We start from the raw sequence: 24637 nt of genomic DNA, 5'->3' as shown, positions 1-24637 counted from the left end.
ACCTGATGAACGTGGTGAACAAAGCCGTCATTCTGGCGGGGGGCATGGGGACTAGGATCGCAGAGGAGACCTCTGTGCGACCAAAGCCGCTGGTCGAAATCGGCGGCCTGCCAATCCTGTGGCACATTATGAAGATATTCCATGCACACGGTATCAAAGAGTTCGTCGTGTGCCTTGGCTACAAGGGGTACCTGATCAAGGAGTATTTCTCGAATTACTTTCTGCATCAATCGGACGTCACATTCAATTTTGCCGACAACTCGATCATATATCAGAAAAAGCGCGCTGAAGACTGGACTATCACGTTGGTGGACACGGGTTCGGAGACGATGACCGGCGGTCGCATCAAACGTGTCGGTGACTATGTCGGCAATGCTCCTTTCTGTATGACCTATGGCGATGGCGTCGCCGACGTCGACATTACGGCATTGCTCAGCTTCCATCGTTCCCATGGCAAGCTCGCGACCATCACCGCGGTCAGCCCGCCGGGCCGATTTGGCGCCCTCAATTTCGACGACAACGACGGTGTCACCAGCTTCCAGGAAAAGCCCGACGGTGAGCTCGGCTGGATCAATGGCGGGTTCTTCGTGCTGTCTCCCGAAGTGTTCAAGTACATCGACGGCGACGCCACGATCTGGGAGCGCGAGCCGCTCGAAGGGTTGGCGCGCGACGGTCAGCTCAGCGCCTACAAGCACCACGGATTCTGGCATCCGATGGATACGCTGCGCGACAAGCAATATCTCGAGCAGCTCTGGACCTCGTCCAAGGCCCCGTGGAAGATCTGGTAGCAGCCGGCCGAGTTCGATCCGGCGGCACACCCCAAGGTATTTTGTTCATGACTGATACGGCAAGCCACGTTTGCAGACATTGCGGGACTCCGCTCCGGATTCTGGTCGCGGATCTCGGCAGCACGCCGATCTCCAACGACTACCTGACCGCATCCAGGGTCGATGGTCCGGAGCCGTTCTATCCGCTGCGCACGTTCGTCTGCGAATCGTGCCGGCTGGTGCAATTGCAGAACTTCTTCCGCTCGGACGACCTGTTCCGTGAGGACTACGCGTATTTCTCCTCGTATTCGACGTCGTGGCTCGCCCACGCCGAACGCTATACCGAGGACATGCGGCGGCGTTTCGCCATCGGCCCGTCCGATCTCGTCGTCGAGATCGCCAGCAACGACGGCTATCTGCTGCAGTACTTCGACAAGGCCGGCGTCCCGGTGCTCGGGATCGAGCCGAGCGCGTCGGTCGCCAAGGTTGCGCAGGAAGAGCGCGGTATTCCGACCATTGTGAAGTTCTTCGGCGCGGCGACCGCGCAGGAACTGGTCGCGAGCGGCAAGCGCGCACGGCTGACCGCCGCCAACAACGTGCTGGCCCACGTTCCGGACATCAACGATTTCGTCAAAGGCTTCTCGATCCTGCTCGCCGCCGAGGGCGTCGCCACCTTCGAATTCCCGCATGTCGCCAACATGCTCGCGCTCAATCAGTTCGACACGATCTATCACGAGCACTTCTCGTATCTGTCGCTGCTGGCTTGCGAGCGCATCTTCGCGGCGCAGGGTCTGCGCGTGTTCGACGTCCAGCAACTGCCGACCCACGGTGGATCACTGCGGCTGTTCGCCTGCCGCAAGGACGCCGGCCACATCGACGGTCCCGGTCTGGCGGAGGTCCGCGAGCTCGAGCGACGGCTCGGCCTCGACACCGACGCGCCGTATCTGGCGTTCGCCGAGAAGGTCCGCGAAACCAAGCGGGCCTTCCTCTCGCTGCTGATCGACCTCAAGCGCCAAGGCAAGACCATCGCCGCCTACGGCGCGCCGGCGAAAGGCAACACGCTGCTGAACTACTGCGGCGTCGGCGCCGACATGATCGACTTCACCGTCGACATGTCGCCGCACAAGCAGGGCATGTTCCTGCCCGGCACGCGTTTGCCGATCCTGGCGCCGCAGGCGATCACCGAGGCCAAGCCGGACTACCTGGTGATTCTACCGTGGAATCTGGAGAAGGAAATCACCGCGCAGATGGCGGCGATCGCCGACTGGGGCGGCAAGTTCATCATCCCGATCCCGACGCCGAAGATCGTCGACGCGGTCCGCGCATGAAGATCGTCCCGACTCCGCTCGACGGCTGCTTCGTGATCGAGCCCGAGCCGTTTCGCGACGAGCGCGGATTCTTCATGCGCACCTTCTGCGCCACGACGTTCCGCGAGCGAGGCCTCAATCCGGAGATCGATCAGTGCAGCTTTTCCTTCAACCAGCGCCGCCATACGCTGCGTGGGATGCATTTCCAGGCGGCGCCGCGGATGGAGGACAAGCTGGTCCGCGTCGTGCAGGGCGCGATCTATGACGTTGCGGTCGATATCCGCCCCGGATCGAAGACGTTCGGGCAATGGTTCGGCCAGGAACTGACCGCGGACAATCATCTGGCGCTGTACATCCCGCAGGGTTTCGCCCACGGCTTTCTGACGCTGAGCGACGAGGCCATGGTGGCGTATCAGATCGCACAGCCTTACCAGGCCGATCTTGCCCGCGGCTTGAACTGGAACGATGCGCAGGTCGGGATCGTCTGGCCGCACCCGCCGGAGGTGATCAGCGCGCGCGACGCGGTTCTGCCTGGCCTGGGCGATCTGGCGCTGACGCCGTAACAGGACGAAGGCTCGACATGCGTGTGCTGGTGACGGGAGCACGGGGGTTCATCGGGCGGCACCTGCTGACCCGTCTCGAGGCCGATGCGGCCGTCACCGAGATTCATGCGACTCATTCACCGGGCGGTGGGGAGCTGCCGCCGACCACTCGGACGAACTGGCACGGCCTCGACCTCACTGCCCCTGGCGCAGCGGGGGCGCTGGTCGCGACGGTGCGGCCCACCCATCTGATCCACGCCGCCTGGATCACCGCTCACAACGATTACTGGGAGAGCCCTGCCAACCTGCGCTGGCTGGCGGCGAGCTGCGATCTGCTCCAGGCCTTTCTGGCCGCGGGCGGCCAGCGTTTCGTCCAGATCGGCACCGCCGCCGAATACGACTGGTCGCACGGATATATGGTCGAAGGTGTCACGCCGGAGCGGCCATCGACGTTGTATGGCGTAGCCAAGAAGTCGTTTCACGACGTGCTTCAGACCGCCGCGGCCAAAGCGGGGTGCTCGGCCGCCACCGGCCGGGTGTTCTTCGGCTATGGGCCCTTCGAAAACGCCGGCCGGTTGATCCCCTATGCGTGCAGGCAACTCGCCTGCGGGGAGCCCGCGGCGTTTTCCTCCGGCTCGGCCTGGCGGGATTTCATGCATATCGACGATCTCGCCGATGCAGCGATCGCCTTGCTGCACGCCTCGTTGCAGGGCGCTGTGAATCTGTCGTCCGGCGTTCCCGTGCGACTCGCCGAGATCGTCACGAAGCTCGGCGAGATCAGCGGCCGCCCGGACCTGGTGCAACTCGGTGCTCGCCCCGATCGCGCCGGAGATCCGCCGCTGCTGGTCGGCGATTCGACGCAGCTCCGCTCCACCGGCTGGCGTCCGGCGCATGATCTGCTGAGCGGTCTGACGTCGACTTATGAATGGTGGGCCGAGCAGCGTGGCTGACGGCGGTCAGGCCGGACTGCCGTCCGGCGGCAGCAGTCGGCTCTGCCAGAACGTGCGGGCATCCTGGAAGCGATACCAGGCGTGACACCCGAACGGGATGCGCCCGCCGGATTGCTGCAGCAGGAAATTCGGATCGTATTCGAACGAGAACCGGTTCGCGACTTCGACCGGCGCGACCCGGAATGACGGGTCGATCAGCGGCGCGAAAACACCCCAATACACGTCTTCAGCCAGCATCTTGTGCTGGACGTAGTTCGACGGCGTCAAATGCTTGCGGTAGCGCAAGAGACGGTTTGCTGCGTCGAGATCGCCTTCCAGCAGCCGGTCGAGCGCGTGACGCAACGTCGGCCGTCGGTTCTCCAGATGGGACATGAAGGCGGATACGCGGCGCAGACTGAAACCGCCATTGCCCGCTCCGATCTTGGCGAATGGCCACGGTTCGCCGATGTATTTCTCGATCAGATGAGGGTACCAGCTTGCGCCGATATAGTCGTAGTCGCTCTCGCACCATTCGGTCAGCTCGTCGCGAAACGCCAGTGCGTCGAGCTGGTAGATCAGGATGTGACTGTGTTGGGCGAAGCGGCGATAGAACGACGGTGAAAGCAGCAGACGATTGTACCCGTGGAGGGATTGAAAGTTCTCATCGGGAAATACTTCGTTGTCCAGCCCTTCGACCGACCAGTCGAGATGTGCAGGTTTTGCCAGCACCAGCCGATAACGGCCGAGAAAGCGTCTCAGATGTCGAAGGGAGGTTCGCGCTTCGGGCTCGTTGTTCTCTTTGTATACGGGAACGACGACGACTGGAGTGACGGCCGGCATCTATTGCTGATTCCACACCGTCTGCATCAGCCAGGCCCGGCCGGTGATACCGGAGGACTTCTCCGACATCAGAAACCCCACCAGTTCGGCGACCTCTTCGGGACTGTTGAAGCGCTTCAGTTCGAGCGGATCGGCGATCTCGGCCTTGAACGCTGCCGCATCGCGTCCCTGCTCGGCGGCGAGGCGATCGATGTCGCTGTTGGTCATTTCGGTGTCGACCCAGCCCGGACATACGGCGTTGACGGTGACGCCGTCGCGGCCGAGCTCCTTGGCCCAGCACTTGGTGAGTCCGATCAGGCCGAATTTCGAGGCGCAATAGGCGCCGTAGCCGGCGCGGCCCTCGACCGAAAGCTGCGACCCGATGGTGACGATTCGGCCGGGCCGCGAAATCCGCGGTAACAGTCCGCGGGTCAGTCGGTAGGGCGCCTCAAGATTGACGGCGAGCACGTCCCGCCAGGGGTCGCGGTCAGAGTCGGCAATGCCCGCCGTTTCGCAGATGCCGGCATTGTGGACAACGCCCCAAAGCGGCTCCCGCCATTCCGCGACGAACGTGCCCAAAGCCGTGGGATCGGCAAGATCGAATGCGACGACGACAGCGTCCGCTTCCGCGACGAAGCGCTCTGCGCGCAGTTTCGAAGCCGAGGCCTCGGTTTTCGTCACCAGCGCCAGTGAAAAACCGTCCCGGGCCAGCACCTGCGCGATCGCGAACCCGATGCCTCGCCCTGCGCCCGTGATGAGAATCCGTCCGGTCAAAGATTTCCCAGCTATCTCAGTTGGATGATGCTGAAAATATATGAGGCAATCGATCCTGCGGCAATCGTCGATTGCGCCCGCGATCCAGACGGTATCCGGTGCGGGGAGCGATCCACCAGGTGAGATCGTCAGCCGGCGGTGTGCGTTCGCCAGATCTCGTCCAGCCGGGTGCGGACCGCCCGCGACGTGGCTTCGCGCGAAAACAGCGCCTCGGCGTGCGCCTTCCCCCGCTGACCGAGCGCACGGGCGGCGTCGGGAGCATCGGCCAGCTCGCGCATCGCGCGGCGGATGTCGGCCACGATCGGATCGGCCCAAACGCAGCCGCGTCGGTAGGGTTCGTCGGTGACCTCGATCTCGGTCAGCCGGTGGGCCAGCGGCCTCGCGACGCCATCGACGACAAAATCAGCCGCCCCGCCGTAAGGCGTGGCGATCACCGGGCAGCCGCTCAGCATCGCCTCGATGATCGTCAGTCCGAGCCCCTCGGAGCGATGCGGCGAAACGTAAGCGAACGTGTGATGCAGCAGGTCGGCCAGTTCCGGGTCTGTCAGCGTGCGGTCCATCAGGAGGATGTTGGTCGCACCGCCGGTGGCACTCGCCACCCGACGCGTGGAGTTGGGATGGCGGTCGGCCATGCCGATTTTCAGCACGAGCTGATAGCGCGGATCGTCGCCGAACTCCTCACGGAAGGCGCGCGCGAGCGCCTCCGGATTCTTGCGATCGATTCGGCTCGACAGATCGCAATTGTAGAAGAACACCAGGCTGTCTTCGTTCAGCCCGAAATGCGATCGGGAGAATTGGCCGGGCGCCACCGGCGGAACCACCGCAGGCCTGAGCAGATTCACCGGTCGCGCCGAGACGACATCGACGGAGCGGGCATTGAACGACGATGCGCACCAGATCTCGTCGAGCAGCGCGACCCACGGCATCCACTCGTGACGGAATGCGGCGAGCTCCCAATACCAGATCCCGATATTGTAGCGGTCGGGGCTGAGAACGCCCGTCTGTCTCAGCCCGTTCGACACCAGATGGAAGATGTCGGCGTTCATATGAATTAGGTTGATCGGCTGAAGCTCAGCGACGCCCTTCAGGCCGCTGTCGACAGTCTCCTGATGTTCGAAACCCTCGGTCCATTCGATCAGATGAACAGGGATATCGGCCGTCTGCAGGGCGTCGACGAAACCGCGTGCGCTGACGCCGAGCCCGGAAATCCGGGACAGCGGCGAGACGAAATTCACTCCCAATGGAACGGAGGTCGGGCGTGTCCATTTGCGCAGCGCCGGCTTCACCGGATCGATGCGGCGCGGCGGCGTGTAGCGCCGCGCCTCCATGTGATCCATCGAGCCGAAGTTCAGAAAATGCCAGAGCGGCGGAACCTTCGCCCCCGAGACCACCGGATAGAGCGTCTGGTAGCGTCGCGGGTCGAACTTCGGATGGGGCTTGAAACCGAGGCGCTCTCCCTCCTGCGCGTAGTGGAGCAGGGGATTCGTCGAGCGGGGGAAGTCGACAAACTGGGAGCGATAGTAGTTCGGATCGAACCATGGGTTGGGTGCGCGCATCTCGCGCGCGCCATACTCGACATAGTGCTGAAGCGGATCGATGCCGGCCGCCTTCACGTCGGAGTAGGCTGCAAGATAGAACTCGCCGTCGAACAGACCGGAACGCGCGATCGCCGACCGCTCGTCGCTGCCTTCTGCACAATTTCGGGTGTGATCGCTCCAGCGCTCCGCGACCTTGGCGATTTCGGCTTGGTCGGAAGCGGCGATATCCGTCTCAGGCATCTCTTTCCACTCTGAAACGCAGCTAGAAGATCAGATCGAGGTTGTCGGAGAGCTTTTCGCGATCGCCAACGAAATTCGGATTCATGTGGGGATCCCGCTGTAGCACCCCCTTCCACCTCGCAACGAAATTGGCGGTGTCGCTGTCATCCGGCGCGTTTCTGGCCGAAGAACTTCGCTCGAAATGGTAGAGCTCGGCATGGGGCGTATAGACGATACGGTATCCCTTCTCGCCGAGTCGAAGGCACAGATCGATATCGTTGTAGTCGATTCTCAGATTCTCGTCGAAACCGCCGACCTCGCGCAGCTTGGACATCGTGGTCGCAAGCACCGCGCCCGTCACGGCAGAGTAGTTTCTGACCAGATGAGTGAAGCCGAGATAGCCCGGCGCGTCGGCGGGACGGTTGTAGAAGATATGACCACAGGGCGAGGTCAATCCGAGCGCGATCCCGGCGTGCTGGATCCGATCGTCGGCGAAGCGCAGACGGCAGCCCACCGCACCGATCTCGGGCTGGCGTGAGAAGCCGAGCAGCGCCTCGATCCAATCCGGGCTGATCACTTCGAGATCGTCGTTCAGAATGATGACGTCCTCGGTCTCGACCTTGTCGATCGAGAAATTGGCCTTGTTGGAGAAGTTGAACGGCGGCTCGAATGCGTAGGAGTGGACACGTACGCCCAGCTTCTCGAACTTGGCGCGGATATCGGCGGGCAGATTGCCGTTGTCGACCACCACGATCTTGAATGCGCGGAAGGTGGATTTTTCGAAGATGCTGTCGATGAAGTGATCGACCATCAGAATGTCGCCGCGGCCAGGAACGTCGCGACGCCGCGAATCCGTCAGGATCAGCAATGTCACCGGATCGGGTCGGCGTCCCGCGCTCCAGTTGAGACGAAACAGTCCGTGCAGTTGGCCGAGGTCGACGGTGGCTTCGGGATCGCGCTGCCGCGCATAGTCCAGCAGCGCCGCCCGCGCGTTGATCAGCGCGGCCGGCTTGGCGTCGACCGCAGCTGCGGCCGAACCGGGGATCTTGCGCCAGTGATACAGAATCTTCGGAATATGCACGATCTTGCGGGCACGACCGCACACCCGAAGCGCGAGATCGTAGTCCTGCGCACCGGCGAATTCGTGCCGCAACATCCCGACGTCGAAGAACAGGCTCTTCCGGACGACGGTGAAATGCAGCACATACATCACCGAAGTCAGATGCTCGGGCGACCAGTCGGGCTTGAAGTAGGGCTCGGTCAGGCTGCCGTCGGGTTCTAGCTTGTCTTCGTCGGTGTAGAGCACGTCAACGTCCGCGTCGCGCTGAAGCACGGCCGCGACTTCCGCGAGCGCGTCAGGCTCCAGGACGTCGTCATGATCGAGGAATCCGACGAACTCGCCGGTCGCTATCTCGGCGCAGAGATTCGTCGCGCGGGAAATGTTGAGATTTGTCGGAGCCCGCACGATCTTGATCCGTCGGTCGGTGCCCTTGTAGCTGTCGAGCACAGACAGGGTTTGCGGGTCCGTCGAGCAGTCGTCGCAAATACAAAGTTCCCAGTCGGAAAAGGTCTGCGCGAGCACCGACTGGATCGTCGCGTCGAGGACGTCCGGTGGCGTGTTGTAGACGGGTACCAGAATGCTGATCAAACAGATGTACGGGTCAGATGCGTCGTGACGAGCGGTTGTCTTCGCGGTGGACATTTCTGACCAATTCAATGCGGCTGAAGGGCCGTCGAGGGGAGAATGAATTTCAACGCAGTGCTTATCACAGCCGGAATCAATGGTCCATCTGTCCTTTAATTAGTTCTAATATCAAGTCCAAAAAACGGGTGCGGATTCAGGGGGGCTCCGGCCAATGCGGTTACGTCGGCGCGTGACCGTCACAGTGCTGACGTAAAGTAGCGCCCGTTGTGACGGACGGCAGTTGACGTGCCGTGCGGGCCCTATGAAGCCGAGGCGCTAGGGCGTCTAGTAGGCGGATCGCAGGCCCGCGCGTCGATTGACTTCGATCGCTTCGAACAGCACCTCACGCGACACCCAGTGCCCGTGCAGTCCGTCCTCGCCGCTGTTGCTCGGAACTCCGACCGTCCGCAGCAGCCCGACATAGGCGCGGTCCCGGAAGAAGTGCTTGTCGTAGCGAACCTTTTCCCAGATGTCGCCGAGCGAGAATTCGTACGGGACCGTGGTCGGCAGGCCGAGCATCGCCAGCGAACGGTAGTGAATGTCGACGGTCTCTTCGTCGGTGACGCCCAGCAGCCGTCCGATCTCCGCCGAAACGCACATTCCGATCGAGATCGCTTCGCCGTGGTAGATTTCGCCTCCCGAGAGGTGTTCGACCGCATGCCCGACCGCATGTCCGTACTGCTTGACCACCTCTTCGCGATCGGAATGCAGGCTCGGCGCCATCATTTCGAGCTTGAGCTTCACCGAACGAACCACCGTCTCCGTCAAGAAGTCGAGTTCGCTCAGATGATTGTGGTGGGACATGATGTAGTTGAGGAAGTCGCTGTCCTGGCACAGCGCGTGCTTCATCGATTCCGCGAGCCCGCACCGGATCAGGCGCGGGTTCAGCGTCCGCAACGCGATCGGATCGATCAGCACGTTGGACGCGGGATAGAAGCTGCCGATCAGGTTCTTGCCGTGACTGAAGTTGAGAGCCTGCTTGAAATCGATCGCGGCGTCGACCTGGGCGAGCAGGCTCGTCGGCAGATGGATCAGTCCGATTCCGCGATACAAGGTCGAGGCGAGAAAGCCTGCGAGATTGTTCACCAATCCTCCGCCCAGGCTGAAGATCACGGAGTACTTGTCGATGCCGTAGTCGAGCGCGGTTTGTACCAGGCGTGCATACACCTCGAAGCTCTTCGACGATTCTTCCGGCGGCACGACGATCGTCCGGACGAGGCGCCCGCTCCGTTCGATGCTTTCCAGAACCGGACGTAGATAGAGCTTTTCGACGTTCTTGTCGGTAATCAGAAGGTGCTTGGAGTCCTTCCGCACATTGTCGAGAACGCCGAGACTATCGAGATTCCAGAGGCCGTTTTGTGCCACCAGAACCCGGGTGTTCATGTGATTGTCCGCACGGAAGCTCGATGCGAGCGAAACGTCGGAAGGCGGATGTTCCATTTTCATCGACTCGAGCTGGATTGAGAGGACGCTCGTGGGCGGCGATGCGGGAGGTTCATGAGCGCCCCCGGCCGCCGGCGAGCACTCGACCGAGAGGCTCCAGGTTCTCCGGAAGCAAATTCCGTAGATTGATGCGGCGCGTGCGGGCCGATGGTGAGTTCCCGCTCAACGCCCGCCTGACGCCCTCCGCAATCGCTTCCTCGGACTTCGGATCGATCGCGATCACCTCGTCGCCGAAATGCTCCGTGGTCCAGTCTCCCTCCGACACCACGATCGGCCGACCGGCCAGATAGGCTTCCATCGCCGACATTCCAGCCGGCTCGAGCGAAGCCTCGAGATAGACGTCGCAATTCTGCAACGCCGATCGCAGCATTTCGGATTTCGGCTGGATGTGCGGGATGAATCTGAAGTGCGACGGAGCGCTGCGCCGGCAGGCCTCGTAATAATGCCGGTCGCGATAGTCTCCGACCAGCACGAGCGGCACCTTGCTGTCACGCAGCGCATGAATGGCCGTCAACTGATTCTTGCGCTCCTCGATGATGCCCAGCCACAGGATGTATCGATCGAGTTGATGATGCGATTTGAACAACCCTGGGTCGGCGGGCTCGGCGTAGCAACGGTCGACGCCCCATGGACAGAGCACGGCCTTGTAATCCGGAAACCCTGCATAGCGGCTGACGTTGTCGCGCTCCGCCGTCGATTTGAAGACGATCTGGTCGGCGAGGCGGAAAAACTCTTCGGCATTCGCCCTGTCGTGGTCGCTCGGTTGCCCGATCCACCACAGGTTGGGGACCAGCACGATGCGCTTTGCGGAACTCTTGAGCGCCCGAAACAGGTTCATTCCGGATTCGACGACCGAGAAATGCAGGACCGTGTCGTAGAACGAGATCGGCTGCGAATTCGGACCGTAGAGATCGACCCTGAAGCCGAGCAGACGGAGATTGTTGGCAAGCTCGACGATTTCGAACTCACCGCCGCCGCGGTGCAGAAACGCCTCGGGATAAGTGGTGATCAATACCCGTGGGTCGCTCATCCGGGGTATCCTCGTGGGGCACTGGCGATGTGGAGGGCCCGTCATACGGATTTCGACCTGCGGGAGCAACCGCAATCGGTGCTTGGAAAGCTCGGTCCTCGTCCCGATCGGAGCGAAAAGTTTCATTTTTCCATATGGATGATCCATAGTGGATGCGAATCGGGGCCCCGGCCCGATCCGACGCCGCGCGCACGCGGCAGACCGGTGCGACGTCACCTCAGATCGCACATCGCCGGTTTGCCAAATACGCTGAACGTCTTTAGCAATGAAGCGCTGATGCTTTCGGATCAACCCGATGAATGTCGACCAACTGTCGGAAGAGCTGTCGCGGCCCGATAGCGCGTATCCGGATTGCTCTCTGGGGTTCGGGCTTCCTAAATCTCTGTTGCTGAAGTGGCAGTCGGCGGGGCCGGATTTTCATCAAAGAGTGCCGATGCGTTCGGCTGCGGACGCCGATGTCCTGCTCGCCTGGTGGTTGACCGCAATCGAGTCGAGTTCGACCGAAGTGGATGCGTTGACCGCCGCCTATCTGCTCGACCGCGGTCCTTTCTGCATCGATCAGGACATCGCAAATGAGGATCGTCTCCCTTACGACTGGCTCGTGCAGTTCTTCGTCTGCGAACGCGAATTCACAGCCGAACGTTTCCGGGTCGCCTTGCCGGCCTCGCTGGCGCTGAGCCGGAAACGTCCCGAGCATTTCCAGTACTGGATCGCGAATATCGAGCGTATCCTGGAAACTCATCCCGCGCTTGCTCCGGGATTGTTCGAACGCATCGCCGCCTACGCAACATCGGTTATTCCGGAATGGCCGCAGGATGGGGCGCTCCCGCCGTTGCGGCTGCTCGGCTTGATTTACGATGCCCGCGCCGAACTGCGGGCAACCTTCGATGTCGGAACAGACGAAGGGTATCTCAATTTCGTCTCCTGGTTCCTCAGATCCGGTTTGCTGGAATATCGTCTGGCATTGCGGATATTCCTGGGCTGGCTGCGGCCGACCGAGCTTGGTTCCGGGACGACCTATTGCGGTGAGAAGACCCTGCATCCGGCTATCGCGCAGGCGGCCATCGGCATCCGTTCGGAACTGGTCCTGATCGAAGACGACGAGGGGCTGCCCGACGCCACGGTGTTCGGCTGGTGGTTGCGGGCCGCGCGAAATTTGGCGGCGCGCCCTGGCTTGCTCGGCGCGAAGCTTCATCTCGTGCGGATAGTTCGAGCGTTCTGGTTCGAGGCGAATTTCGGAGCGCTGTCGGGCGCGGCGCCGGCAGAGATCCCGGGATATCTCGCCCGGCTCCACCGAACTGAGCCCCGGCTGGGCGAAGCCTTCGATCTGGCGACACCGCACGGCCGGTCGGCTTTTCTGTCCTGGTGGGACAAGGGCGGCCGCGTCGAACATGTCGCGTTCGCGATTCTCGAGCGGGAATATCTGTTCGCGCCGACGCTGGCCTATGTGCAGGATGTCGACGTTCCGATCACCAATGCGCTTCTACGGCTGCGCGATGAGCAGCCTGCGTTAGGCTATGACCTGTCTTCGTCTGCCGGGAGGCTGAACTTCTTCGAAAGCCTGTTGGGGCTGTGGTCGTCGGGGCGCCTGACCGGGTTCGAAGAGACCTTCCGCATCCACCGGGGTGAGGTGAAGGAGCTTGATGAAGAGCTGTGCAGGATCGCCCGGCAGATCCAGTCGGACGAGCCGCTCCCGCAATCGTCGTCGGGGCACGTGTCCTGGTGGTGGAGCGAGCAACGCCAGTACATCTACCGGGTCGGATACAAGGCGCAAAACCTGCGCGTGCACCCCGGGATCGAGTCGAGAGCAGCCACAGCCGGGCGTCAGCGGGTCGAGGTTGAAATCGTCGGCTTTCCGCGTGCGGAAAGCGGCCAGGGCGAAGACGCGCGAACTGTGTTCGAGAGTCTGCAGCAGGAAACCTCGCTGAGTCTCAGCCTGTTTCATACCAGGAGGTGGCTTCCGGGCCCGAATAAGGCGGCCGAGAAGTTCGAGCCCTATATTCGGCCCGATCTTCAGGACGCGCAAATCCGGATTTTCGCATTCTCGGCCTTCGACATGCTGGCCGAGCAGCAGTTCGAGGGGCTCGGAGGATTCGCCGCGGACCATGTGATCGGCTACTGGCCTTGGGAACTGCCGCGCTGGCCGCGACGGGTCTCGCTGCCACACCTGATCGTCGATGAAATCTGGTCCTCGACCCGCTTCATCGTCGACAGCCTGTTACCGGTGACCTCGAAGCCCGTCATTCACATGCCGCTCCCGGTGACGGTCGACGCCTCGACGCTGCCTGGGCGTGACGCTGTTCCGGAGCTTCCGCGCGACCGCTTCAACTTCGTCTTCGTGTTCGACGGGTTTTCGTATTTCGCACGAAAGAACCCGCTCGGCACCATACGGGCGTTTCAGCAGGCGTTCCCGAAGGGCGAGCGCCACGATGTCGGTCTGACCATCAAGGCGATGAATGCCGACCGCAACCCGATCCTGCTCGCGCTGAAGATGTTTGCGGCGGAAGATCCCCGGATCAATCTGATCTACGAGACCTGGGATCGGGCCCGGGTGATGCAACTGATCGAGTCCGCCGATGCGCTGGTCTCGTTGCACCGCTCCGAAGGGTTCGGCCGCATCATGGCCGAGGCGATGCTGCTGCGGACGCCGGTGATCGCGTCGAACTACAGCGGCAATCGCGACTTCTGCACCGAGGACACCGCCTTCATCGTTGATGGGCACGTCATCCCGGTGCTCGAAGATCAGTACATCTTCTGGAACGACCAGGAGTGGTTCGAGCCATCGACCGAAATCGCGGCCGCGCACATGAAGGCGCTGTTCGACGATCCGAACATTGCGGCCGCCAAGGTGGAGCGCGCGCGACAGAACATGCTCGATAATTACAGCCTGCAGGCGTGCGGCCGGCGCTATGCACGCCGCATCGACGAAATTCTCAGCCGGAAATAGACTCGGGCGCCGCTTCGCCTGGCCACAAAATGTAAGCTCACCAGATTCTCGATTGTCACCCAAACAAGCTGGCGGCGGCATCGGCGCAGAGCGTCGTGCGACGATTGACAAACGGTCGCCGCGAAAACGGTCGGGCCGCTCGAAAGAACTCAGCGGCCGTCTTTCGACCCGGTGCGCGCACGCCAGCGCTTCCGCGCCTCCGCTATCGCATTGATGATCCGGCGACCGTCGGCGGCCGAACGCAGCTCCTCGAGCTGCCTGGCGCGCCCGCCTGCGAGGTTCGCGCGGACCTGCTCGTCGTTCAGCGCAGCGCCCAGCGCGGCCGCCGTCGCCTCCGGTGTCGGTTCGGCGACGACAATCGCCGCATCGCCCGCCGTTTCGATCATTCCGGGTTCGGCGCGGATCACCAGCGGCTTGCCGAAGAACATCGCGTCGAGCAGCGGAACGCCGAAGCCTTCGTGCCGGCTCATCGAAGCGCACACCGCGGCCTGCTGATACAGCCGCTTCAAATCGTCTTCGCTAATGTCGTGATGGAAGGTGATGCGGCTCGCGATGCCGTGCTCGAGTTCGGCAACGCCGTGCTTCAGTCCCTGTGCGTAGTCCGATTGCGAGGGGCCGCCGACGATAGCGAGGCGGACGTGCTCGTCCGTGCTTGCGAGGCGTGCGAATCCCGCGATCAGATCCTCGATGCCCTTGTGCGGAACCAGCCGTCCGACGAACAGCACCAGGCGCTCGTCGGAGCCGGCGGGCGCATCGGCCGTGGCGATGCTGTCCCAGCGCGCGACGCCGATCACCGGCGGGCAGGGGACGATCTGCGCGAGGTCGATCCCGGCTGCCTGGTCCGCGGGCAGGCCTTCGACCAGCGCTGCCGCCGTCGCGCGCGAATTCGCCATCACGACGTCGAACCGGCTGCACAATCCGCGCTGCGCCAGTCCCTGTTTCACCAGATCGGCGGTGCGGTCGTCGGTCCCGCGAAAGAACCGCTCGGGCGTAATGTTCTGATAGAAGACGATCTTCGGGTTGGGCAGCGCGGCGACCGCCGGGAAGGCCGGATCCTCGGTCGAGAACTGAAAGATCACGATGTCTTCCGGCGCGATCTCCGCCAGCGCCGCCGGCATCGGCCGGATCCGCGCGCGGTCGTCCGGATGGCAGTTATCCGCCGCCAGAACAGCGTCGAAACCGTTGCGCCGAAGCAGCATGCCGACCTGCTCACAGAAGTTTCCGACCGCATCGTTGCGTTGGATGTCACGCGCGATGACGAAAACGCGCTGCGGAGTTGCGCCTGACTGTGATGTGGTGACTTGCATCGGCAACAGATCACATGCCGACCCCGGCATTGCAACCGTTTGGCGGCCGGTGGACCGGACGATGGCTCGCCGGCTTGAAGCGAATCCCGTTTCCAACTAGAACGCCAGCAGTGAAAATGTCGAAGGACGGTTCCTTCGGCGCGTTCAATTTATTGATTTTTTGATTGTTTTCGACGGCGCGCCGGAGCGTGCGAGAGCGAAGCAGGTGCGGGTGGACGCTGAATGACGACGGTTTTCGTGACGGGTGGCGCCGGGTTTATCGGGTCTGCGGTCTGCCGATATCTGATCGAGCGCACCGACGCACAGGTGGTCAATCTCGACAAGCTCACTTATGCCGGCAATCTCCAGTCGCTGAAAACCATCGAAGACAATCCGCGCTATCGCTTCGTTCAGGGCGACATCGGCGATCGTGAACTGGTGAGCGCGCTGCTGCGCGATGCCAGGCCGACGCATGTCATGCATCTGGCCGCCGAGTCCCATGTCGACCGTTCGATCCGCGGCGCCGGAGATTTCATCGATACCAATATCGTAGGCACCTTTCGGCTGCTGGAAGCTGCACGCGCCTATCGCGACGAACTGAGCGGCGAAGCGCGCGACCAGTTCCGGTTTCTGCACGTCTCGACCGACGAGGTCTACGGCACGCTGGGGGACACTGGCTACTTCGTCGAAACGACGCCCTACGCGCCGAATTCCCCCTATTCTGCCTCGAAGGCGGCATCCGATCATCTGGTCCGGGCCTGGTTTCACACCTACGGTTTTCCGGCGTTGATCTCGAACTGCTCGAACAATTACGGGCCGTATCAGTATCCGGAAAAGCTGGTCGGCCGCACCATCACCCGCGCGCTCGCGCGGCAGTCGCTGCCGGTTTTCGGGCAGGGCCTCAATATTCGCGATTGGCTGTATGTCGAGGATCACGCGCAGGCGCTTTGGCTCGTCGTCAGCCGCGGCCGGCTCGGCGAGCAGTACAACATCGGCGGCCGCAACGAGCGTCGGAACATCGATCTGGTCAAGCGCATCTGTACCCTGCTCGATGCCAAAACGTCCGATGCGCCGGCCGGCGGATACGCGTCGCTGATCGAGTTCGTGGTCGATCGTGCCGGCCATGATTTCCGCTATGCGATCGATGCGACCAAGATCGAAACCGAACTGGGGTGGAAAGCCGAACATGATTTCGACTCCGGCATCGAGGCGACCGTCGACTGGTATCTTACCAATGAATGGTGGTGGAAGCCGCTGTTGCACGGCGCGGCCTGAGCGGTCGCAGGCGATGCCGATTGTCTTCAAGCGGTGCACCCGATGACGGTGCTGGTATTCGGCCGCAGCGGTCAGGTCGCCACCGCGCTGGCACGCGAGGCGGCCGCGCGCGGCGTGGCGCTGCAGGCTCTCGGCCGCGCCGATATCGACGTGCTCGACGAGACGGCGCTGGTCGATGCCGTGACCCGGATCGGCGCCACTGCGATTGTCAACGCAGCAGCCTATACGGCGGTCGACAAGGCCGAGACCGACCGCGATGCGGCGTTTGCCCTGAACGCGCAAGCGCCGGGCCTGATGGCCAAGGTTTGCGCCGGACGTGGCCTGCCGTTCGTGCATCTGTCCACCGATTACGTATTCGACGGCACTGCGCATGGTCCCTATGGCGAGCGCGATCCATTGGCGCCGCTCGGCGCCTATGGCGCCTCGAAGGCGGAAGGCGAGCGCCTCGTGATGCAGCAGCATCCGCAGGCGGTCGTGCTGCGCACCGCCTGGGTGTATTACGAGCAGGGGCAGAATTTCGTCCGCACCATGCTGCGGCTCGGTCGCGAGCGCGACGAGGTGCGCGTCGTCGATGATCAGGTCGGCAATCCGACCTATGCGGCCGACATTGCCGAGACCTGTCTGGCGATCGTGGCACAGTTGGGAGCAGGCGCCCGGCACGCGGGGGTATTTCACTATGCCGGCAGCGGGGCCGTGAGCTGGTTCGGCTTCGCGCAGGCGATCTTCGCCGAGGCCGCCCGCGCCGGTCGCCGCGTCCCACGGTCCGTCGTTCCGATCACCACCGCGGAGTATCCGACCCCGGCGAAACGGCCCGCCAACTCGCAACTGTCGTGCGGCCGGCTGAACGACGCTTTCGGCATCGCGCCGAAGCCGTGGGGCGATCGGCTAAAAGTCTGTCTCGAGAGAATCGCCGACTGATTGCGCGGGCTCGCGTGCGATCAGTCGATGGGAGTGCCGGCCGATGCGGGTTCTGTTCAATACCTATCCCTGGGCCTTCGCAACGCCGGGTGGCGGCGAAATCCAGCTCCTCAAATACGCCGAGCATCTTCCGGCGCTCGGCGTCGAGGTGGTGCTGCACGACATCTGGAAGCCCGCCTTCGACCAGGCGTCGTTGGTGCATTTTTTCGGCTGTCTCGGCGGTTCAATCCAGTTTTGTGGCTATGCCAAGAGCCGGGGCATGCCGCTGGTGATCACTTCGTCGCTTTGGATCACCGAGGAGACTGCGCATCGCTATCCGATGGACGAGATCCGCGCGCAGCTCTCGCTCGCCGATCTCGTGATCACCAACTCGAATACTGAATCGGATACGCTAGCGCGGGTGTTCTCGTTGCCGCGCGAACGCTTCACCGCGGTGATGAACGGCGTCGAGCCGCGCTTCGCGGGGCCGCACGATCCGGCGCTGTTCCGCGAGCGTTTCGGGATCGACGGGCCGTTCGTGCTGAATGTCGGCAATGTCGAGGCGCGCAAGAATCAGCTCGGCCTGTTGCGTGCCATGGTGGGGCACGAGTTGCCCGTGGTGGTGATCGGGCATGTACGGGAACCGGACTACGGCAGGCAGATGCTGTCGGAGGGCGGCGACCGGCTGCGCTATCTTGGTCCGCTCGATCACGGCGATCCGCTGCTGGCGTCGGCCTACGCGGCGTGTTCGGCGTTCGTACTGCCGTCGACCTTGGAGACACCGGGCTTGGCCGCGCTCGAGGCCGCCGCCGTCGGCGCGCCGCTGGTCGTCACCTCGGAGGGATCGACCCGCGATTATTTCGGCGCTTATGCGCAATATGTCCGCCACGACGATCCGGCCGATATCCGGCGCGGCATTGATGCGGCCCTGGCAGCCGGGCCGGGGAGCGAACTGCAGTCTCATATTCTGAACAATTTTTCCTGGTCAGCGGTGACCGCAACGCTGGTCGATGTCTATCGCCGGGTAGTCGTCACCTAGCGGAGCGGGGCGCTTGATTGCCTCGCCTCTCCATCGGGTGTAATCAGCAGCGTTGCGGTCGCACCGGCCATTTCGGTTGTTGGGTTCGACGGGGCGCGCACGTTCCCGCCTGCTTGATGTTCGGTCGCAAGACGCGAAATGGGGTCGAGATGCTTCGTCTAGTCGTGAACGGCATGAAGGGGCTGGCTGCCGGTCTGGTCGCCTACCCGATCGCTGAGCGTCTCGAGGGGCGTGATATCAGGTCGAAGCGGCGGCTGTTTGCGGCGGAAATGGCGCTGCCGTTCGCGCAGCGGCGCGCCCACTCGTGGGCGGAGGCGGTCGACATGGTGCGGTTCGCCGCCGCCAACGTTCCGTATTATCGCGACCTGTTCTCCAACATCCGCTTCGATCCCGAGAATCTCCTGCGCGATCCGAAATACTGGATGGATATTCCGCATCTGACCAAGGACATCATTCGGTCGGAGGGCGAGCGGCTGTTGCGCAGCGACCACGCGGGTTTCAAGAAGTTCGACGCCAAGACCGGCGGCTCGACCGGTCCGTCGGCGCACATCTACTACGATCAGGACGGCGCCGACTGGACCTCCGCTGTGGTGCGCTACGCCCGCGCCCGTATCGGCAATCACCACATGCGCTCGGAGCTGCATTTCGCCAGCAAGTTTCCGGACGCGATTCCATGGAAGGCGAAGCTGCGCGAAGACTTCAAGTGCTTCGCGATGAACCGCTACAACATCTTCTTCTCGACCTTCGAGCCGGACGAGCTCGAAACAATCTGGCAGAAGATCCGGTCGATCCGGCCGCATCTGGTCCACGGCCATCCGTCGACGATCTATCAGCTCGCGCTGCACGTGGAGGCGCGGCACGGCGGCGGCAAGGCGTTCAGCATCTTCGAATCCTCTGGCGAGCTACTCGAGAAGAAGCAGCGTGAGACCATCGCGCGCGCGCTCCGCTGCCAGGTGATCGATCGCTACGGCCTCGCCGAAGCCGGCGTGGTCGCGTACCAGACCGACCCGGATCGCTCTGCGCTCGATGTGTTCGATCCCTTGTGCTGGCCTGAAGTGACGCCGGTCGAAGGCGGTGCCGAGCTTGAGGACGTGCCCGGCGCCAGCCGCGGCGAATTGATGATCACCACGCTGAAGAACCGGTTGATGCCGCTGATCCGCTATCGTACCGGCGATCTCGCGGTGCTGAGCGAGACCGCCGACGGTTTCTTCATTCACGAACTGATGGGCCGGGTGCACGACGTCATCCAGATCGCCGGCCGCCAGTTGCCCACCCACTACGTCCAGGACGTGCTCGACCGCGTCGGCGGCATCAAGGAGTTCCAGATCGTGATGCGTGACGGCAAGCCGGTATTCCGCATCGTGCCCGAAGACGGCGCCGACGTCGAAGGCATCCGCGGCCGGCTCAGCGGCTGGTGGGGCGATGCCACCGGCATCGAGTTCATCGCGCCGAGCGAGCTGAAGCTGCAGGGCTGGCGCGGCAAGTTCCGGCACTTCGTGCCGGAAGCGGCCGTATAGCGGCGACGCGCGCATGATCGCCATCATCGATCGATCGGACGACGCTGCCGCGCGCGAGGTCGTGCTCCGCGCCTTCGAGCGTTCGTTCACGCCGGGCCAGGTCCGACTGCTCGACGAGATCGCCGCAGCATCTCGCGCGCAAGCGGTGGTCGTGGTGGTCGCGCCGCGGGAGCAGGATGCGGACTGGATCGAGCCGCTGCTGCGACGGCCGGTGAAGCTGGTGCTCCTCGGCACCATCGGTCCGCGCATCGCCGGTCTCGCCGGCATCACGGTCACCCCCCTCGACGAGCCTGCCGCTGCGTCCGCGGCCTGCGATCCGGCGCCGACCTATGGGCTGACCGAGAGTGCCGCGAGGATCGTCTATGCCGATCAGGGGCTCGGCGCCGCATCGCCGCTGCGGCAGCGCTCGCTGTGCCGGTTCGACTTCACCAACGAATGGAACAATCTCGGCTACGGCCGCATCGGCATCTGCGACGAGGTCTGGTCGATCGCCGTGGCCGCGCGGCCGGTCGATGCCGGCGTAGTCGGCGAACTGCGGATCGGGCCGGACGCGTCCGCCGGCGCGGTGGTCACGCTGCGCGACCTGCCGCACGCATCCGTGCTGTGGTTCGCGCGGCCGGTGGGTCCGGTCGACGGCGCCGATTGGGCGATCGTCGAGCGCTTCGTCGCCGATCATCGCGCGGCGGAGCTGCCGTGCCGGCCGTATCTGCGCGACATCCCACACGGCGTCACCGCGGCGCTGACGATGCGGCTCGACTGCGACGAGGACATCGCCTCGTCGCGGCCGCTGTTCGAACTGTATCGCGGCCGCGGCCTGCCGCTGTCGGTGGCGATCAAGACCGATCAGCCGGACACCGCCGAGCATCTGGCTCTGCTGGCGGATCTCGATCAGGCCGGCGGCTCGATCCTGTCGCATTCGGTGACGCATGCGCCGAACTGGGGCGGCTCCGCCGAGGCCGCCGAGCGCGAGGCCCGTGACTCCAAGGCGTGGCTGGAGAGCCGGGTGCGCGGGCTGAATGTGCGCTATGCGGTGTCGCCGTTTCACCAGAACCCGACCTATGTGCCGGCTGCGCTGGCGCGCGCCGGCTATGACGGCTTCGTCGGCGGCATCATCGCCAACGATCCGGAATATCTGATGGCGCGCGGCGGCGCGGCGCCGTTCGGCCCCGCCGGCTTCGTCTCGCACAGCCAGGCCTGCATGCTGCACGGCGACTGCCTGCTCGCCGGCGACGATCCGACCCGGATCTACAAGCAGGCGTTCCGGCAGGCCAAGGCGTTCGGCCAGTTCTTCGGCTATCTCGATCACCCGTTCTCGCCGCGCTACGCCTATGGCTGGGCCAGCGAAGCCGACCGGGTCGCGATCCACGCCGCCTATCTCGATTTCATCGCCGCCGAATGCGCCGGCGAGGCGACCCTGTTCGTCAACGAGGAGACCTGCCTCGACTTCATGCGCGCCAAATCGACGACGCTGATCGACTACGATTCCACGCGGGACGCCTTCGCGGTGTCTCAGGGCAGTGCTGCCGGCCTGCCGCTGTCGGTCGGCTGGCGTGGACGCATCGAGGCGGCGGCCGACCATGCCTGAACGCGTCATGGTGGTGTTCGGCACCCGGCCGGAATGCATCAAGCTGGCGCCGGTGGTGGCCGAACTGAACCGGCGGCCGGGGGCTTTTTCGACCATCGTCTGCTCGACCGGCCAGCACCGCGAGATGCTGGATCAGGCGCTGGCGAGCTTCGACCTCGTCACCGACCTCGACCTCGGAGTCATGCAGCCCAACCAGACGCTGCCGGGCCTGACCGCCGCGCTGCTGACGGCGTTGTCGGCTGCGATTGCGCAGGCAAAGCCCGACCGCGTGGTGGTGCAGGGCGACACCACAACGGCGTTTGCGGCGGCGCTGGCAGCCTACTATGCGCGGCTCCCCGTCGCTCATGTCGAGGCCGGCCTTCGCTCCGGCGATCGCTACAACCCGTTTCCCGAGGAGATCAACCGCCGCATAGTCGCCTCGCTCGCCGAGCTGCATTTTGCGCCGACCGAGCGCGCCTTTCAGGCGCTGCGCCGCGAAGGCATCGCCGAGGCGACTATTCACCTGACCGGGAATACGATCGTCGATGCGCTGCATCTGCTGAAAGCGCGGCTCGACACGCCGGGCGGGCTCGACCGGATTTCCGCGCCGGTGAAGGCGTTCGGCGCCGACGGCCGCCGCCTGGTGCTCGTCACCTGCCACCGCCGCGAGAATTTCGGCGACGATCTCGCCGCGATCTGTCGCGCCGTGGCGCGGATCGCGAGGGCGCATCCGGACTGCCTGATCGTGTTTCCGGTGCATCTCAACCCGAACGTCCGCGCGCAGGTGATGCCGCTGTTGAGTGGGCTCGGCAACGTCGCGCTGTGCGAGCCGGTCGCCTATGACGATCTGATCTATCTGCTGTCGCGCGCCACGTTGGTTCTGTCGGATTCCGGCGGCATCCAGGAGGAGGCACCGTCGTTCGGCGTGCCGGTGCTGGTGCTGCGGCGGACCACCGAGCGGCCGGAAGGGGTTGACGCGGGCGTCGCCGAACTGGTCGGCGCCGATGAGAACCTGATCGTGGCACGCGCGGCGTTCCGGCTCGGCAGCGAGGCCGGTCTGCTGCCTGTCGGCACCAATCCATATGGCGACGGCCGAGCCGCTGTCGCCATCGCGGACATTCTGGAACGCACCCGATGACGCCTCGCGACGTGGTGATGCTGTCCACGGCTGACTGGAAGGACCGCTACTGGACCAACAAGCAGCACACCGCGAGCCGGCTCGGCGCGCGCGGCTATCGCGTGCTCTATGTCGAGAGCGTCGGCATCCGCCGGCCCGGACTCAACGCGCTCGATCTCGGCCGGATGGCGGCGCGGCTGCGCAGCGGGTTGGCGCCGATCCGCGAGGTGGCCGACAACGTCTGGGTGTTGTCGCCGCTGACGATCCCGCTCGGGCATCGCTACGCGCTGGTCGGCGAGTTCAATCGCTGGCAGTTGCAGAGCCGCATCCAGCGCTGGCTGCGGCGGCGCGGCAGCGCGCGACCGCTGCTGTGGACCTATCATCCCTACATGATGCCGCTGGTCGCCGCGCTCGATCCCGCAGCGCTGGTGTATCATTCCGTCGATGATCTCGGCGCGATTCCCGGCGTCGATCACGACGCCTATGGCCGAGCCGAGGCGCAGTTGCTGGCTCGCGCCGATCATGTGTTCGTCACGAGTCGGGCGCTGTACGATCGCTGCGTGCCGATCAGCGGCGCGCGAACCCACTATTTTGGCAACGTCGCCGACATCGAGCATTTCGCGCAGGCGCGCGGGCCGGGTCCGCTTCCGCCGGATCTGGCGGCGATCCCGTCGCCGCGGATGATCTATGTGGGCGCGCTGTCGGACTTCAAAATCGATTTCGGCCTGATCGGCCGTGTCGCCGCGACGCGGCCGGATTGGCATCTCGTCTTCATCGGCGACGAGCGAGAGGGCCAGCACAGCGAGGAGATCGCCGCGCTGAAGCAGCGGCCGAACGTGCACTTCCTCGGGTGGCGGGCCTATGCGGAGCTGCCTGCATATTTGCGCGGCTGCGAAGTCGCGCTGCTGCCGCAGCTCATCAACGACTACACCCGCTCGATGTTTCCGATGAAGTTCTTCGAGTATCTCGCGGCCGGTCTGAGTGTGGTGGCGACGCCGCTGCCGGCGCTAGCTGAATCCGCCGGCCTGCACCGCATCGCCTCCGGGGCCGATGCGTTCGCGGCGGAAATCCAGGCCGCGCTCGACGCCGGGCGCAGGCCGTTGCCGCTGGATCACCCGGCGCTGCGCGCCAACACCTGGGACGCGCGGCTCGATGCGATGCTGGCCGTGATCGGGACTCAGGCCGCCGGCGGCACCGCGGTCGGCAGCGGTACGTCGGGCTGATATTTCGCCATCACCTCGGCGGGCTTGCCGGAGAACACGATGCGGTGGTTCTCGATGAAGTGGGCCTGGTCGCACAGCGTGGTGACGTCGCCGGCGGAGTGCGACACCAGCACGATGGTGCCGCCGTCGGCGCGGAACCGCTTCATCACCTCGCCGCACTTCGCCTGAAATTTGTAGTCGCCGACCGCGAGCACTTCGTCGACCAGAAGGATCTCCGGATCGAGCTGCGACACCACAGCGAAGCCGAGCCGGGCCAGCATACCGCTCGAATAGAACCGGATCGGCGTGTCGATGTGTTCGGCCAGCTCGGCGAAGTCGATGATGCTGTCGAGCCGCTTGCGGATGTCGCGGCGCGAGAAGCCGAGCACCACGCCGTACAGTTCGATGTTCTCGCGGCCGGACAGATCCGGATGGAAACCGGCGCCGAGCTCGAGCAACGAGGAGACCCGGCCGTTGACCGTCACCTTGCCGCTGTTCGGCTTCATCACCCCGGCGATCAGGCCGAGCAGGGTACTCTTGCCGGCGCCGTTGCGGCCGACGAAGCCGGTGGTCGATCCGCGCTCGACCTCGAACGAGATGTCGTCGAGCACGAGGTGGCTGCGATTGTATTTCGAAGCCTGAAACCCGTTCAGGATGTAATTCTTCAGTCCGCCGGTCAGGAAGGTGTGGTCGGAAAAACTCTTGCTGACGTGTTCGAACTTGATCGCGATGCTCATGGCG

20 protein-coding genes are annotated in these 24637 nt (G+C 63.9%); 12 read left to right on the top strand and 8 right to left on the bottom strand.

Annotated elements, in window-relative coordinates; genetic code table 11:
• Window positions 1-5 precede the first annotated feature (5 nt).
• The 4 genes from rfbF to FLL57_RS15755 are packed head-to-tail and all read left to right on the top strand — an operon-like array spanning window position 6 to window position 3566.
• A complete protein-coding gene (gene rfbF, locus FLL57_RS15770) occupies window positions 6-788 on the top strand; it encodes a glucose-1-phosphate cytidylyltransferase (protein WP_142883375.1) in 783 nt (260 codons plus the stop codon).
• Window positions 789-835: 47 nt separating this feature from the next.
• Complete coding sequence (locus FLL57_RS15765) at window positions 836-2095, top strand: class I SAM-dependent methyltransferase (RefSeq protein ID WP_142883374.1); 1260 nt, start codon at window positions 836-838, stop codon at window positions 2093-2095.
• On the top strand, window positions 2092-2637 hold the full coding sequence (gene rfbC / locus FLL57_RS15760) for a dTDP-4-dehydrorhamnose 3,5-epimerase (protein WP_142883373.1): 546 nt from the start codon (window positions 2092-2094) through the stop codon (window positions 2635-2637). Before FLL57_RS15765 ends, rfbC begins: the two co-directional genes overlap by 4 nt.
• Before the next feature lie 17 nt (window positions 2638-2654).
• A complete protein-coding gene (locus FLL57_RS15755; RefSeq protein ID WP_142883372.1) occupies window positions 2655-3566 on the top strand; it encodes an NAD-dependent epimerase/dehydratase family protein in 912 nt (303 codons plus the stop codon).
• A 6-nt stretch (window positions 3567-3572) separates the two neighbouring features.
• Here the strand turns inward: FLL57_RS15755 and FLL57_RS15750 are convergent, their stop codons facing one another.
• The 6 genes from FLL57_RS15750 to FLL57_RS15725 form a co-directional block, all read right to left on the bottom strand.
• Window positions 3573-4385: a DUF5672 family protein gene (locus tag FLL57_RS15750; RefSeq protein WP_142883371.1), complete on the bottom strand. Its 813-nt coding sequence runs from the start codon at window positions 4383-4385 to the stop codon at window positions 3573-3575.
• The gene (locus FLL57_RS15745; protein ID WP_142883370.1) at window positions 4386-5138 is read right to left on the bottom strand and encodes an SDR family NAD(P)-dependent oxidoreductase; all 753 of its coding nucleotides are present in this window, start codon (window positions 5136-5138) and stop codon (window positions 4386-4388) included. It lies immediately after the preceding gene.
• 128 nt (window positions 5139-5266) lie between these two features.
• Window positions 5267-6916: a glycosyltransferase family 4 protein gene (locus FLL57_RS15740; RefSeq protein ID WP_142883369.1), complete on the bottom strand. Its 1650-nt coding sequence runs from the start codon at window positions 6914-6916 to the stop codon at window positions 5267-5269.
• Window positions 6917-6938: 22 nt separating this feature from the next.
• Entirely contained in the window at window positions 6939-8543 is a 1605-nt protein-coding gene (locus FLL57_RS15735) for a glycosyltransferase family 2 protein (RefSeq protein WP_185966150.1), read from the bottom strand.
• Between the two features lie 321 nt (window positions 8544-8864).
• Complete coding sequence (locus tag FLL57_RS15730) at window positions 8865-9962, bottom strand: 2-deoxy-scyllo-inosose synthase (RefSeq protein WP_235677155.1); 1098 nt, start codon at window positions 9960-9962, stop codon at window positions 8865-8867.
• Between the two features lie 112 nt (window positions 9963-10074).
• Window positions 10075-11178, bottom strand: a complete 1104-nt coding sequence (locus tag FLL57_RS15725) for a glycosyltransferase family 4 protein (RefSeq protein WP_210244231.1) — start codon at window positions 11176-11178, stop codon at window positions 10075-10077.
• Window positions 11179-11347: 169 nt separating this feature from the next.
• Between FLL57_RS15725 and FLL57_RS15720 the strand changes: the two genes are divergently transcribed.
• Window positions 11348-13999: a glycosyltransferase gene (locus FLL57_RS15720; RefSeq protein ID WP_142883366.1), complete on the top strand. Its 2652-nt coding sequence runs from the start codon at window positions 11348-11350 to the stop codon at window positions 13997-13999.
• A 149-nt stretch (window positions 14000-14148) separates the two neighbouring features.
• Here the strand turns inward: FLL57_RS15720 and FLL57_RS15715 are convergent, their stop codons facing one another.
• On the bottom strand, window positions 14149-15198 hold the full coding sequence (locus FLL57_RS15715) for a glycosyltransferase family 4 protein (protein ID WP_142883365.1): 1050 nt from the start codon (window positions 15196-15198) through the stop codon (window positions 14149-14151).
• Window positions 15199-15528: 330 nt separating this feature from the next.
• On the opposite strand from FLL57_RS15715, the gene rfbB reads away from it, so the two are divergent.
• The 7 genes from rfbB (at window position 15529) to FLL57_RS15680 (ending at window position 23917) form a co-directional block, all read left to right on the top strand.
• Window positions 15529-16560, top strand: coding sequence for a dTDP-glucose 4,6-dehydratase (gene rfbB, locus FLL57_RS15710; RefSeq protein ID WP_142883364.1), 1032 nt, complete (start codon window positions 15529-15531; stop codon window positions 16558-16560).
• Window positions 16561-16602: 42 nt separating this feature from the next.
• Window positions 16603-17478, top strand: coding sequence for a dTDP-4-dehydrorhamnose reductase (gene rfbD, locus FLL57_RS15705; RefSeq protein ID WP_142883363.1), 876 nt, complete (start codon window positions 16603-16605; stop codon window positions 17476-17478).
• A 43-nt stretch (window positions 17479-17521) separates the two neighbouring features.
• On the top strand, window positions 17522-18496 hold the full coding sequence (locus FLL57_RS15700) for a glycosyltransferase (RefSeq protein WP_142883362.1): 975 nt from the start codon (window positions 17522-17524) through the stop codon (window positions 18494-18496).
• A gap of 149 nt (window positions 18497-18645) precedes the next feature.
• On the top strand, window positions 18646-20013 hold the full coding sequence (locus FLL57_RS15695; protein WP_235677154.1) for a phenylacetate--CoA ligase family protein: 1368 nt from the start codon (window positions 18646-18648) through the stop codon (window positions 20011-20013).
• 13 nt (window positions 20014-20026) lie between these two features.
• Window positions 20027-21598 carry a hypothetical protein gene (locus FLL57_RS15690; RefSeq protein WP_142883361.1) on the top strand — a complete coding sequence of 524 codons (1572 nt, stop codon included), beginning with the start codon at window positions 20027-20029 and terminating at the stop codon, window positions 21596-21598.
• Window positions 21591-22715 (top strand): non-hydrolyzing UDP-N-acetylglucosamine 2-epimerase, encoded by a 1125-nt coding sequence (gene wecB / locus FLL57_RS15685; RefSeq protein WP_185966149.1) that lies wholly within the window; start codon window positions 21591-21593, stop codon window positions 22713-22715. The genes FLL57_RS15690 and wecB overlap by 8 nt, the downstream gene beginning before the upstream one ends.
• Complete coding sequence (locus tag FLL57_RS15680) at window positions 22712-23917, top strand: glycosyltransferase (protein ID WP_142883360.1); 1206 nt, start codon at window positions 22712-22714, stop codon at window positions 23915-23917. The genes wecB and FLL57_RS15680 overlap by 4 nt, the downstream gene beginning before the upstream one ends.
• Here the strand turns inward: FLL57_RS15680 and FLL57_RS15675 are convergent.
• A complete protein-coding gene (locus FLL57_RS15675; RefSeq protein ID WP_013503968.1) occupies window positions 23872-24633 on the bottom strand; it encodes an ABC transporter ATP-binding protein in 762 nt (253 codons plus the stop codon). The genes FLL57_RS15680 and FLL57_RS15675 overlap by 46 nt on opposite strands.
• Between the last annotated feature and the right edge of the window lie 4 nt (window positions 24634-24637).

The sequence above is a fragment of the Rhodopseudomonas palustris genome (assembly GCF_007005445.1).
In the GTDB taxonomy this organism is placed as follows: Bacteria; Pseudomonadota; Alphaproteobacteria; order Rhizobiales; family Xanthobacteraceae; genus Rhodopseudomonas; species Rhodopseudomonas palustris_G.
This window is presented reverse-complemented; position numbering and strand designations above follow the sequence as displayed.